Origin of the sequence: Flavivirga aquimarina (assembly GCF_030540835.1) — a bacterium.
GTDB lineage: Bacteria > Bacteroidota > Bacteroidia > Flavobacteriales > Flavobacteriaceae > Flavivirga > Flavivirga aquimarina.
The window spans coordinates 16891-30687 of sequence record NZ_JAUOEK010000184.1; the positions used below are offsets into that span (position 1 = coordinate 16891).

The following is a 13797-nucleotide window of genomic DNA, read 5'->3' on the forward strand; positions in this document are numbered from 1 at the left end:
ATATAAACTTTAAAACCCATGAGAAATACTTTACCCCTATTAATAATTATATTATTTGCCACATTTTCTAACGCTCAAAACAGTAAATATGAGAACTTATGGGCTAAAGTTGGTCAATTTGAAGCTGAAGGTTTAGCTAAATCTGCTTTAAAAACAGTTGAAGACATTAACAAATTGGCTAAAAAAGAGAATAACGCACCTCAAGTTATTAAAAGTATGCTCTTAAAAAGCAAATATGCCTTGACTTTAGAGGAAGATGCTCAACTTAAAGTTATCAACGATTTTAATGACGCCATTGAAAAAAGTGCATTTCCAACAAAAAACGTTTTAGAAAGTATCCTAGCCAATATGTATTGGCAATATTTTAATAGAAATGGGTGGAAGATTTATAATCGTACAAAAACTACAGAGAAAGTAGACACCTCCGATTTTAGAACATGGGATTTACAAACATTATTCAACGAGATTCATATACACTACCAAAATTCGTTACAAAACGGATTGATGTTACAATTAGAACCTCTAAGCAATTACGATGATATTTTAGATTTAGAAGAAGGTTCTAAAATTTACAGACCGACCCTATTCGATTTCTTAAGTCATAATGCACTACAGTTTTATAAAACCGATCAAACTCATATTACCAAACCTGCCTATAAATTTGAGATCGAAAATCCTGAACTCTTAGGTAAAAGTGATGTTTTTTCAAAGTTAAAAATAACATCAAAAGATAGTACGTCTTTGCAACTTAATGCTTTAAAAATTTATCAAAATTTAATTAATTTTCATTTAAAAGACAATGCCCCTTTTGCCTTAGCCGATGTAAATATTCGTCGTTTAAAGTTTGTGAATCGACATGCTACATTTAACGATAAAGATCTTATTCTTTTAAACATTTTAAAAACAGAAAAAGACCGTTTAAAAGCATATGAAGTATCTACTTTATACGATTATGAAATAGCAGCTATTTACAATCAACAAGGTGCAAATTACAAACCTAAGACCAATGAAGGTAACCAATGGAAGATTAAAGAAGCCCTTGCTATTTGCAACAATGCTATTTCAAAATTTCCAAAAAGTGATGGTGCTGAAAAATGTACTGTTTTAAAACAACAAATAGAACAGTCAACATTACAAATCACTACAGAAAATTTTCTTCCTATTCAACAGAATACACGCATACTGGTACAGTATAAAAACTTAGATCAACTTCAGTTTAAAATATTTAAGCTCACTCAAAGTCAATTAAAAAAATTTAAAAAAACCTACAGACAAGACAAACAACTAGCATTTATTAAAAAATTAAACATTTATAAAGATTGGAACCATACATTACGAAATGAAGACGATTATCAAACACATACTACCGAAATTTTAATTCCAAAGCTAAATAATGGTAACTATTTAATTTATGTTTCTCCTAAAAACGATGATAAAATCTTAGCATTTAGTATAACACAAGTCACTAATTTAGCTTTAGTAGAAATAGAAAGCCCTAAATACAAAACGTTTCAAATTATTGATCGGAATAATGGAACTCCTATTAAAAATACAGCGGTAGAATTAAGCTACTTTAAGAACAATGATAAAAGCTTAAGTACAGAAAACTACACTACAAATAGTTACGGTGAAATTAAAATTAAAAAGGCTAATATCAGATATAGAAATATTTCTGTTAAAGTTAAACACTTAGGTGACTTAGCTTATTTTGGCAATTATTATGTAGGTCAATCTTATAAGCGCGAAAAAGAAAAAGATGTTTATAAAGCTTTTGTATTCACAGATAGAAGCATATACAGACCCGGGCAAACCGTATATTTTAAGGCCATAGCTATTAAGGCACAAAAAGGAACATCAGAAGTTTTAGCAAATAAGAATGTTTATGCTACACTATACAACTCTAATAGTGAAGAAGTTAAGGAGTTGGAGTTAAAAACCAATGAATTCGGATCGGTTTCTGGCTCCTTTATTTTACCAAATAATGGCTTAAATGGTGAATATCATATAGAATTTGATTCAGATTTAGCATCTATCGATTTATATACAGAACATTATTTCTCAGTAGAAGAATATAAACGTCCAAAATTTGAAACAACGCTTAATCCCGTAACCGAAACTTATAAGGTTAATGATTCTGTAACCATAAAAGGTAATGCATTAGCTTATGCAGGAAGCAACATTACCGATGCTAAAGTAGTATATAGAGTCCATAGAAAAGTGCAGTACCCCCGCTGGTATTTTTGGAGTCACCCAAGTTTTTATAGTAAACCCCAAGAGATTACACATGGCGAAAGTGTAACGAATAACAAAGGGGAATTTGAAATCACTTTTAAAGCCATTCCAGATCAAAGTGTTAACAAAAAGGGACTTCCTGTTTTTAATTACGAAGTAACAGTTGATGTTATCGATTTAAATGGCGAAACCAGAAGTGCTACCTCTATAGTTAATGTTGGGTATCATGCATTAACAATGAATATGACCATTCCTAGCCTCATAGATAAAACTAAAAAGAATAATGCCATTACCATAGATTCTAAAAATTTGAATGGTGAATTTGTACCGGCAAAAGGAACTGTTAAAATTTACAAATTAGATGCACCTAAAAGAGCTTTAAGACAAAGACCATGGAATGCTCCAGATTATCAAGAATTTTCACAGGAGGTTTTTGAAAACCTATTTCCTTATGATGCCTATAATGATGAACAGAATCCTAACAATTGGAAAAAAGAAGAGCTTGTTTTTATATCGTCCTTTAACACAGACAAAACAAAAAAACTCAATCTGGGCAAAATTAAAAAATGGGAATCGGGCACTTATAGTATTGTATTAGAAAGCAAAGACAAGTTTGGACAATTAGTTAAAGATGAAATTAAAACAACCTTATATAGTGATAAAGATAAAACCGTAACAGATAAACAATTATTTGCTATCACAACAAACAAATCAAACTATAAAGTAGGAGAAAATGCCTTAATTACGTTAGGGTCTGCTGCTAGTAATTTAAGTGTTACACTTAACATAGAAAAAAACCATAACATTATAAAAACATATATCATTCAACTAAATAATAACAAAAAAACAATTTCTGTCCCTGTGAACAATGAAGATATTGGAGGTTTTGTTATTAATTACAGTTTTGCAGCTTTCAATAGTTTTAAATCGGGTCTTTTAAATATTTCCGTTCCGTATCCAAAAACAAATTTAGATATTGAAACTACAACCTTTAGAGATAAGTTACAACCCGGAACAGACGAAACTTGGAGTTTTAAAATAAAAGGACCTCAAGGCGACAAGGTTAGTGCAGAATTATTGGCAAGTATGTATGATGCATCATTAGATCAATTTAAGCCATACACCTGGTCTTTCTCTCCTATAAATAAGCCTATTTATTATTCTTATCATCGAAGTAATGCCCATCAAAGTTTTGGTACACGTTATTTTAGTATTTACAATAACCGATACACTAGTGTACATTACACACAATATTATGATCAACTTAATTGGTTTGGATTTAATATTAATGATAATTCATTAAGATTTAAAGGCTTATTAAGCGTATCCAAACCTAAAAATGTATCTGTTTCGGAAGAAGAATCGGTAGCTTTCATGAGCGCAAACGATAGTGCTAACCTAGATGAAGTTGTTGTAGTTGGTTATGGTAGTACAGAAAAAAAAGAAATAACAAGTAGCGTTACAAAGGTTAGTGAAGAAAGCATCAACCCGAATGAAAAACCAAACTTTGGTAATGTTAAAGTTCGTAAAAACCTACAAGAAACTGCTTTTTTCTTCCCACAGTTAACAACAGATACCGAAGGTAACGTTAGCTTTAGCTTTACAACCCCAGAAGCCTTAACTCAATGGAAACTACAATTATTGACGCATACAAAAACCTTAGAGAGCACCACTAAAACCTTAACAACCGTTACTCAAAAAGAGCTCATGGTAATACCAAATGCGCCTCGCTTTTTACGTGAGGGGGATCACATCACAATTAGCAGTAAAATTGCAAACCTTACCGAAAAACAATTATCCGGACAAGCTGTTTTAATTTTAACAGATGCTATTTCTGGAGAAGATATATCGACAAAATTAATTAGGAATCCCGATAATTCTCTCCCTTTGGGAGAGATGGCGAAGCCAGAGAGGGATTTCACAATTCCTACTAAAGGCAATACCCAAGTATCATGGAACTTATCTATTCCAAATGATGTACAAGCCGTTCAATATAAAATAATTGCCAAATCAGGTACTTTTAGCGATGGCGAACAAAACGCATTGCCCGTTTTAAGTAACCGCATGCTGGTTACTGAAACACTACCTATGTGGGTTCGTAGTAATCAAACAAAAACGTTTACGTTAGATAAGCTTGTTTCGACTTACTTAGACTCCGCTCAACACAAGCCGCTCAGCAACCAATCTTCTACACTTAAACATCATAAGTTAACTCTGGAAATAACTTCCAATCCGGCATGGTACGCCATACAGGCACTTCCCTATTTAATGGAGTACCCTTATGAATGTAACGAACAAACATTTAGCCGTTATTATGCTAATGCTTTGGCAAGTTATATTGCAAATTCTAATCCTAAGATTCAAGAGGTCTTCAACCAATGGAAATCTCAAGATGTCCTAATTTCTAATCTAGAAAAGAATGAGGAATTAAAATCTATCCTCATTCAGGAAACCCCTTGGTTACGAGATGCACAAAGTGAAACAGAACAGAAAAAACGCATTGCGCTACTTTTCGATCTAAATAAAATGACTAATGAGCTGCAATCTGCTATTAGAAAATTAAAAAATAATCAAATGAATTCTGGAGCCTGGGCATGGTTTAAAGGTGGCTATGAAAACAGATACATCACACAACACATTATAACCGGCTTTGGTCACTTAAACAAACTCGGTGTCACCCAGAGCCCTTCGACTCTGCTCAGGGCAGACGACGAGAAACCTCACGATCAAATGATCTCAAAAGCCATCGGTTATTTGGATTCTGAATTCGTAAATGAATACAAAGACATTAAAAAATACAATGTTAAAGTAGATTTAAACAAAGATCATTTAAGCTATAAGCAATTACATTATTTGTATATGAGAAGCTTCTTCCCGTCCATTAAAAAGTCGAATGAAGTAGATAAGATCATGCAATATTACCAAACGCAAATTCAAAAATACTGGTTAAATCGTCCTCTATATGCTAAAGGCTTAATGGCATTGATATCACATAGAAATGGCGATTCAAAAACCGCTGATAAAATTCTAAAATCTTTAAAAGAAACAAGTATAACTTCTGAAGAATTAGGTATGTATTGGAAAGAAAACACCAATTCTTGGTTTTGGTATCAAGCTCCTCTTGAAACACAAGCACTTTTAATTGAAGCGTTCTCAGAAATTGAAAACGATACAGAAACAATCGATAACCTAAAGATCTGGTTGCTTAAAAACAAACAAACAAATCGATGGAAAACAACCAAAGCAACCACAGATGCAATATACGCTTTGTTACTTCAAGGAAGTGATTGGCTAAGTGTTACCGATATGGTAAATGTTGTTTTAGGCGGACAAAAAATAACGCCTTTCAATCCCGATAACTATCGGGAAGAAAGTGTAAAAATAGAAGCCGGAACAGGATATTATAAAACATCTTGGAACGCTTCTGAAATTAAACCAGAAATGGGAGAAGTAAAACTTACCAAAAAAGGCAACGGTATTGCTTGGGGAAGTCTTTACTGGCAATATTTTGAAGATTTAGATAAAATCACCTCGGCAGAAACACCTCTTAAACTAAAGAAAAAATTATTCCTAAAACAACATACAGATACAGGTGAATCCATTTCCGAAATCACAAAAGACACACATTTAAAAGTTGGTGACCTAGTAAGAGTTCGTATAGAATTACGAAGCGATCGAGATATGGAATTCATTCACATGAAAGATATGAGAGCTTCAGGATTAGAACCTATAAATGTATTATCACAGTACAAATGGCAAGATGGTTTAGGATATTACGAAAGCACAAAAGATGCCTCTACTAATTTCTTTTTTGACTATTTACCAAAGGGTATTTATGTTTTTGAATATGACTTAAGAGTTAATAATGCAGGTAATATGAGCAATGGAATTACGACCATACAAAGCATGTATGCTCCAGAATTTAGCAGCCATAGTGAAGGTACTCGCTTGTTAGTTAAATAGTACTCTTTTGATAAACCTGAAAGTAGATTAATTTTTAATTTACTATATTTCAGTCTATTAACTAATAAATACATCTTTATGAATTCAAAAGTTTTTATGATCGTTAGAATACTTCTTGGGCTTTTTGTTTTGTTTTTTGGACTTAACAAATTCTTCCATTTTATGGCCATGGAAGAGATGTCTACTGAAGCTGGAGCCTATTTTGGAGCACTATCTTCTGCTAAAGTAATTACTCTAGTAGCTGTTATAGAAATTGTTGCGGGATTGGCATTAATCTTTAACAAATTTGGAGCTTTATTAGCACTTATTTTAATGAGTATTTCAGTCAACGCTGTATTATTTCATGCTACATTAGAACCAGGTAGTATAGCTGGCGCTTTAATTTTACTAGTCTTAAATATTATTGTTTTATATGGTTATAAAGACAAATATTCAGACTTATTGAATTAAATAATTAATAAATCATTCTCGGGTCTGAAAAGTCTTGTAAATTGCTTATTAAAGGTTAATCAATTATGACCTATAGATTTCTTTTCAGACCTTTTTTATTTTCTTAAATTTGCACAAATTTATTATTTGTTTAGACCTTTGGAAAAGCAAAAATTAAATATCCCCAAAACTACAATTGTATGTCTCTTTTTTACCATGCTGTTGAGCTGTGCTGTAAAACAAAGTCTGGCAAAAAATACAGACAAAATTGAAAAAAATCCTCAAATCATTTTTCTAAACTATGCTATTGAAAAAACTCCGGATGGAAATAGAATAGTTCGTTTTATAAGCAAAAAAATAGTAGAAGGGAGACTAAAAAACCATAATAAAAACTCTAAAGAAGCGTATATTTCTGGTGATTTAATCTGCTATCAGCTCGATAAAAAATCAAAAAAAATATACAGTACTATCATAAAAAACCCACTTACCAAAACTATTGAGTTTGTAGATGAGTCCAAATCGTTTCAAATGAAAAAAATGGATTTGGATAGTGCCCAATTTTCCTTAAGGCTACAACTTAAACCTAATACAAAATATATTAGCATACACAGTATTAATGATCCTAAAAAAAAGTCAAAGTCCCTCATTAAAACCAAACTTAACTAACCTATGAGGTATTTTTTAATTTACATAGTAGTTTTTTTTAATATCAATATCATATCTGCACAGGTTTTCGATATGGAAACCATAAAATATTCTGGTGATAATGACAAAAGAATAAATCTCATTATTTTAAGTGAAGGCTATCAAAGCACTGAATTGACTGATTTTATTACAGATGCTACTAATTTTTCAAACGATATGTTCAGTCAATCGCCTTTTTCAGAATATGCCGATTATTTCAACGTATATGCTATAAAAGTGCCATCTAATGAAAGTGGCGCAGACCATCCCGGCACTGCTACTGATGAGGATGGAACACCTGTTGTTTTTGTTGACACCTATTTTAATGCTACCTTTGATGCTTTTAATACTCATAGACTCCCATATTATGGTATAGATTATGCAGATGCTGCCCCAACTGTATCAAAAATACGTTCTGTTTTAGCCGATAATTTCCCAACTTACGATCAGGCTTTAATTTTAATTAACACACCTACATATGGAGGTAGTGGAGGTGAATTTCCAATAGCTTCAACTTTAGCAACCGATATTGCTATTCATGAACTAGGACATTCTTTATTTAATTTAAAAGATGAATACCCGCTTCCCGACATATATTATGCTGAAGCCATCAATATGACACAAGAGACTGACCCTAATCTAGTAAAATGGAAAAATTGGATGGGGGATAATGGCATTGGTATTTATGTTCATGGTTCATCTGGGGTTCAACCAAATTGGTATAAACCACAGAGCGGAAATAAATGCAAGATGGAAAAATTGGATACCCATTTTTGTTCAGTTTGCAAGGAAGGTATAATCGAAAAAATACATGATTTAACTTCACCTATTGATTCTTACACCCCAGTTTCAAATACGATTTCAAGCCCAAGTTTCCCTCTTGATTTTAATTTGAACCTAATTAAGCCTAACCCCAACACACTTGAAAGTTCATGGTCACTTAACGCTGTTAATTTTGCCACAAATGTTGATGATGTAAGTATTTTAGAAACCGATTTAAATGTAGGATCCAATGATTTAACTGTTGTAATAACAGATAACACAACGCTTTTAAAAGTCACGAATCACGAATCCATTCACGTATATACAGTTACCTGGACAATTAACCATTCTTCTCTGGGAGTTGAAGATATTGAAAGTAACGTCAATAATTTAGTCATTACCATGTATCCAAATCCTGCGAATACCACGGCTAATTTTAAAGTTGAAAGTAATAATGATACCCGCTTAAAAGTTGATATTATTAGTTTAGATGGCAAAAGCGTTAAAACAGTACCATTATCAAACTATGAAACCCAACAGGTAGATATTAGTAATTTAAACACAGGTATCTACATAGCAAATGTTTATACAAATAATATACTGGTCGCTAGTAAAAAATTGGTAAAACAATAAGTTATTGTTTAGGAGGATATGCTATAAGTATCTTTTCTACAATCTTATTAAATTGTACTTCTCGTTGTTCTGGTGTGGCATTAGGATTAAAACTAGATTCACTTACCGCCTGCCAAAATAATTGTTTTTTATTTTCATCAACAAAATCGATGGTTATTTGACGATTCATATTTGCCTGTCCTACTGGTATACCTATAGAAATTCCACCACCAGCATTACGTCCGCCGCCACCCAAACCAACACCAACCGTGTTACGTTGAGCCTCTTGATACTCACTACTTTTTATATCGATAAAAAAATCTGGAGTATCAGAAAAACTAAACCCTTTTGCTGTCATTTTTGCGTCTATAGCATTTAACAGACGTTTCGTATCTAATTCACTTAACCCTGTATTCATATCACTATAATAATTATAGGTTTTATAAGAACTAAATTGAGTGGTTCTATCATAATCATAATTAACACGAATAGGTGCACATCCTAAAATAAGTAAAGCGAGTAAAATGATTTTTAAAAATTTCATAGCCATATTTTTAAATTTGATGAAATCTTAATTTCTATCAAGTAAGTTTAACGACTCAATTATAAAATTGAAGTTTTACTAAGTTAATCAAAAACTATTCCATGGATTAAAGTTAGAAGTTTTTTGAACTTGAATTCAATATCCCAACATTTGATTTCTAATATTATTTATCATGATATCCTATTCTAAAAGCATCTTTTTAATTTATGTCCTTTTTAATAATTACCAAAAATCAATTTAGAAGGTATTAAAAATGGGTTAGAAACTGCCGGAAATAAAGATGTAACGATTAAGGAATTAGAAGGGTTAAATCATTTGTTTCAAACTGCTAAAACAGGAAGTATGCATGAATACAGTAAAATTGAAGAAACTTTTTCTCCTATGGCTTTAAAAATTATAAAAGATTAGATTTTAGAACGGTTTTAATCAATCGTTCAACATTTTCCACAAAGTATCCTTTAACTCAGTAATACCCTGTTGAGCTACGGATGAAATAAATAAATAAGGAATAGGAAGTTCGTTATCTAGTACTCCTTTAAGTTCTGCTTTCAATTCATTATCAAGCATATCACTTTTCGATATGGCTATCATACGATCTTTGTCTAGCATTTCGGGATTATAGCGACGAAGTTCATCCAAAAGGATATCATACTGTTTTCTAATATCGTCCGCATCTGCAGGTATTAAAAACAGTAAAATTGAATTACGCTCTATATGGCGTAAAAAGTAATGCCCTAAACCTTTTCCCTCGGCAGCACCTTCAATAATTCCGGGAATATCGGCCATAACAAAAGTTTGAAAATCACGATACTCTACAATCCCTAAATTAGGCTTTAACGTAGTAAATTCGTAATCAGCAATTTTTGGTTTAGCTGATGTAATAACTGATAGCAACGTAGATTTACCTGCATTTGGAAAACCTACTAATCCAACATCCGCTAACACTTTCAATTCCAGTGTAATATATTTTTCTTCCAACGGAAGACCTGGTTGTGCATATCTTGGAGTTTGATTCGTTGACGACTTAAAATGCCAATTACCTAATCCTCCTTTACCACCTTCTGCAAGAATTTTTTCTTCACCATCTTCGGTAATCTCTAAAATAACAGCATTGGTTTCAGTATCTCTAATAATCGTACCTAAAGGCACGTCTAAATACACATCTTCCCCATCAGCTCCAGTACTCCGACTCTTACTGCCATGTTCACCATGACCAGCTCGAATATGTTTTTTGAATTTTAAATGAAAAAGTGTCCACAAATTAGAATTCCCCCTAAGAATAACATGACCTCCGCGTCCACCATCACCACCATCTGGCCCTCCTTTAGTAATATACTTTTCTCGATGTAAGTGCACAGATCCCTTACCCCCGTTACCAGAAGCCACATACATTTTTACATAATCAACAAAATTTCCTTCGGTCATAATTTATGTCATTCCGCAAATCCCGATAACTCCCGATAGCTATCGGGACGGGAGGGAATCTTTTTAATTGAAGTCCTATTTTCCAAAAACCATATCCCTTCATTAGGTAGAATGGTACAACTCTGGATAATGAGATTCCTATATGTAATCTACAGGCCGTCTATTACACTACTCAAACGCACTGTAATATCTTCAATACTACCTACACCATCAACTCCAAAATATTTATTTTGTGCAGAATAAAAGTCTTTTAAAATAGCCGTTTTATCATAATACTCTGCTATTCTATTTCTAATAATAGATTCATCTGCATCATCAGATCTTCCACTAGTCTTACCTCGCGATAATAAACGTTCTACCAAAATTTCATCATCAACTTCTAAAGCAATCATAGCATTTATTTGAGAATCTTTGCTATCCATTAACTTAGCTAAAGCATCTGCTTGAGTATTTGTACGTGGGAAACCATCAAAAATAAAACCATTAGCATCAGTGTTTTTTTCAACTTCAGCATTTAACATGTCAATAGTAACTTGATCTGGAACCAATTCCCCTTTATCCATATAAGATTTTGCCAACATCCCTAAAGCAGTTTCGTTTTTAATATTGTATCTAAAAACATCGCCTGTTGAAATATGCACTAAATTATATTTCTCCTTTAAAAAATCTGCTTGCGTTCCTTTTCCTGCACCTGGAGGGCCAAATAGCACTAAGTTTGTCATGTGTTGTGTTTCTTTTATTTGATATATTTCTGGTAAATTTCTTCCCAATCCATTGTAGTCTAGGCCATAACCAACTATAAATTTATTAGGAATCTCAATACCGACATAATGTAGTTTAAAATCTTTTTTATAGGCTTCTGGCTTGTAAAATAGCGTTGCTATTTTTAGCGACTTAACTTTTTCATTCTCAAAAATTCTATGAACTTCAGCCAAGGTATTTCCTGTATCAATGATGTCTTCCAAAATAATAACAGTACGCCCTGTTAAATCTTGAGTTAAACCAATAAGCCTTTGAATATCTTCGGTGGATTTAACACCTTCGTAAGATGCTAATTTTATAAACGTAACTTCACAAGGTTTTGGGTATTCTTTTACAAAATCGCTTACAACCATAAACGACCCGTTTAAAATACCAACAAATACAGGAATTTCGTCTCCTACATCGTTAGCAATTTCTACTGCTAAACGCTGTACTGCATCATTAATTTCTGTAGCAGAAATAAATGGTTTGAAGTGTTTGTCATGTAGCTTTATCACGATTAGCTATTTTTGAAGGTGCAAAGATAACTATATAGATTACAAAAAACGATTTTTTTGATTTATGATTTAGGTGCTAATTAATATTTAAATGTATTTTTGCGTATCCTTATTTAATTTCAGTTAATAAAGAAATCAATGAACTACTTTTCTTCAAATTTCAAACTTGGTATTCTTGGTGGTGGTCAATTAGGCAAAATGCTACTTAACGATACCAGAAAATTTGATATTCATACTTGTGTTTTAGATTCCAGTAATGAAGCGCCTTGTAAAATTGCCAGTAATGAGTTCCGTTTGGGTGACTTAATGGATTATGATGCTGTGTATAATTTTGGAAAACAAGTAGACGTATTAACCATTGAAATCGAAAATGTAAATGTAGACGCTTTAGAAGCGCTTGAAAAAGAGGGTGTAAAAGTATACCCTGCATCTAAAACGCTACGAACCATTCAAAACAAAGCAACTCAGAAACTGTTTTATGTCGACCATAATTTACCAACAGCTTCTTTTTCACGCTTTGCTTATACTTCTGAAATTAAAGAAGCTATAAGTCATGGAGGATTAACCATGCCTTTTGTTTGGAAATGCGCTCAATTTGGATATGATGGTACTGGTGTAAAAATTGTAAAAACACTTCAAGATTTAGAAAATTTACCAAATGTAGAGTGTATCGCAGAAACCTTGGTTCCTTTTAAAAATGAACTTGCAGTTATTGTGGTTAGAAATGCATCTGGAGACATTAAAACATTCCCGGTTGTAGAGATGGAATTTCATCCGGAAGCAAATCAAGTAGAGTATGTTATTTGTCCTGCCAGAATTTCGGACGAAGTTGCAAAAAAAGCTACAGAAATAGCTTTAAAAACATCTAAAGCCTTTAACCATGTTGGGCTATTAGCAGTAGAAATGTTCCAAACCCAAAATGATGATATTTTAATCAATGAAGTGGCTCCCAGACCTCACAACTCGGGACATCAAACTATTGAAGCAAGTTATACATCTCAATTTGAACAACATATAAGGGCCATCTTAGATTTACCTTTAGGCAGCACCGATAATAAAGTTGGTGGCGTTATGGTAAACTTGGTTGGAGCTGAAGGTTATACAGGTAATGTCGTTTACGAAAATATTGAAACCATAATGGGAATGGAAGGAGTAACACCTCATATTTATGGTAAAAAACAAACACGTCCGTTTAGGAAAATGGGACATGTTACTATTGTAAATAAAAATTTAAACGAGGCTCGAAAAATAGCCGAAGAAGTTAAAAAATCAATTAAAGTTATAAGTGAATAATATCTCCCCGAGCGCAGTCGAGGGGTCTTTTAAATACGTTTAGTTTCGATATATAGGTCTCGACTGCGCTCGACCTGACATAAAATAAAAGTTTATGAAAAAAGTAGGAGTAATCATGGGAAGCAAAAGCGACCTTCCGGTAATGCAAGACGCTATAGATATTTTAAAAGGGTTTGATATTGAAGTGGAAGTGGATATCGTTTCGGCTCACAGAACCCCTGAAAAATTATTCGATTATGGAAAACATGCCCATACAAAAGGATTTGCAGTTATTATTGCCGGTGCAGGTGGCGCAGCACATTTACCCGGAATGATTGCTTCATTATCGCCTCTTCCTGTTATTGGTGTGCCTGTAAAAAGCAGTAATTCTATTGACGGTTGGGATTCTGTTTTATCTATACTACAAATGCCCGGCGGTGTTCCTGTTGCTACAGTCGCTCTTAATGGTGCAAAAAATGCAGGTATATTGGCTGCGCAAATTTTAGGCACTAGTGACAACTGTGTTTTAGATAAAGTTTTAGTTTACAAAGAAGGCTTAAAACAAAAAGTAAACGAATCGGCTAAAGATCTATAATAAGAAAAAAAGGTCTTGAA

9 protein-coding genes are annotated in these 13797 nt (G+C 32.9%); 6 read left to right on the forward strand and 3 right to left on the reverse strand.

Annotated features, from left to right (window positions below):
• Positions 1 to 18: 18 nt before the first annotated feature.
• The 4 genes from Q4Q35_RS20160 to Q4Q35_RS20175 all read left to right on the forward strand — a co-directional run bounded on the left by Q4Q35_RS20160 (position 19) and on the right by Q4Q35_RS20175 (position 8703).
• Positions 19 to 6195 (forward strand): alpha-2-macroglobulin family protein, encoded by a 6177-nt coding sequence (locus Q4Q35_RS20160; RefSeq protein WP_303279836.1) that lies wholly within the window; start codon positions 19 to 21, stop codon positions 6193 to 6195.
• 78 nt (positions 6196 to 6273) lie between these two features.
• Positions 6274 to 6645: a DoxX family membrane protein gene (locus tag Q4Q35_RS20165; protein WP_303279837.1), complete on the forward strand. Its 372-nt coding sequence runs from the start codon at positions 6274 to 6276 to the stop codon at positions 6643 to 6645.
• Positions 6646 to 6783: 138 nt separating this feature from the next.
• On the forward strand, positions 6784 to 7290 hold the full coding sequence (locus Q4Q35_RS20170) for a hypothetical protein (protein ID WP_303279838.1): 507 nt from the start codon (positions 6784 to 6786) through the stop codon (positions 7288 to 7290).
• 3 nt (positions 7291 to 7293) lie between these two features.
• Positions 7294 to 8703, forward strand: a complete 1410-nt coding sequence (locus Q4Q35_RS20175; protein WP_303279839.1) for a T9SS type A sorting domain-containing protein — start codon at positions 7294 to 7296, stop codon at positions 8701 to 8703.
• A 1-nt stretch (position 8704) separates the two neighbouring features.
• Here Q4Q35_RS20175 and Q4Q35_RS20180 read toward each other — a convergent pair whose 3' ends face one another.
• From Q4Q35_RS20180 to Q4Q35_RS20190, 3 genes are all read right to left on the reverse strand, one after another.
• The gene (locus Q4Q35_RS20180) at positions 8705 to 9226 is read right to left on the reverse strand and encodes a DUF4136 domain-containing protein (protein WP_303279840.1); all 522 of its coding nucleotides are present in this window, start codon (positions 9224 to 9226) and stop codon (positions 8705 to 8707) included.
• A gap of 426 nt (positions 9227 to 9652) precedes the next feature.
• Positions 9653 to 10651 (reverse strand): GTPase ObgE, encoded by a 999-nt coding sequence (gene obgE / locus Q4Q35_RS20185; protein ID WP_303279841.1) that lies wholly within the window; start codon positions 10649 to 10651, stop codon positions 9653 to 9655.
• Positions 10652 to 10800: 149 nt separating this feature from the next.
• Positions 10801 to 11910 (reverse strand): adenylate kinase, encoded by a 1110-nt coding sequence (locus Q4Q35_RS20190; RefSeq protein WP_303279842.1) that lies wholly within the window; start codon positions 11908 to 11910, stop codon positions 10801 to 10803.
• 138 nt (positions 11911 to 12048) lie between these two features.
• Here Q4Q35_RS20190 and Q4Q35_RS20195 point away from each other — a divergent pair, with 138 nt between their 5' ends.
• Positions 12049 to 13203, forward strand: coding sequence for a 5-(carboxyamino)imidazole ribonucleotide synthase (locus Q4Q35_RS20195; RefSeq protein ID WP_303279844.1), 1155 nt, complete (start codon positions 12049 to 12051; stop codon positions 13201 to 13203).
• Positions 13204 to 13297: 94 nt separating this feature from the next.
• Complete coding sequence (gene purE, locus Q4Q35_RS20200) at positions 13298 to 13777, forward strand: 5-(carboxyamino)imidazole ribonucleotide mutase (protein WP_303279845.1); 480 nt, start codon at positions 13298 to 13300, stop codon at positions 13775 to 13777.
• Positions 13778 to 13797 lie beyond the last annotated feature (20 nt).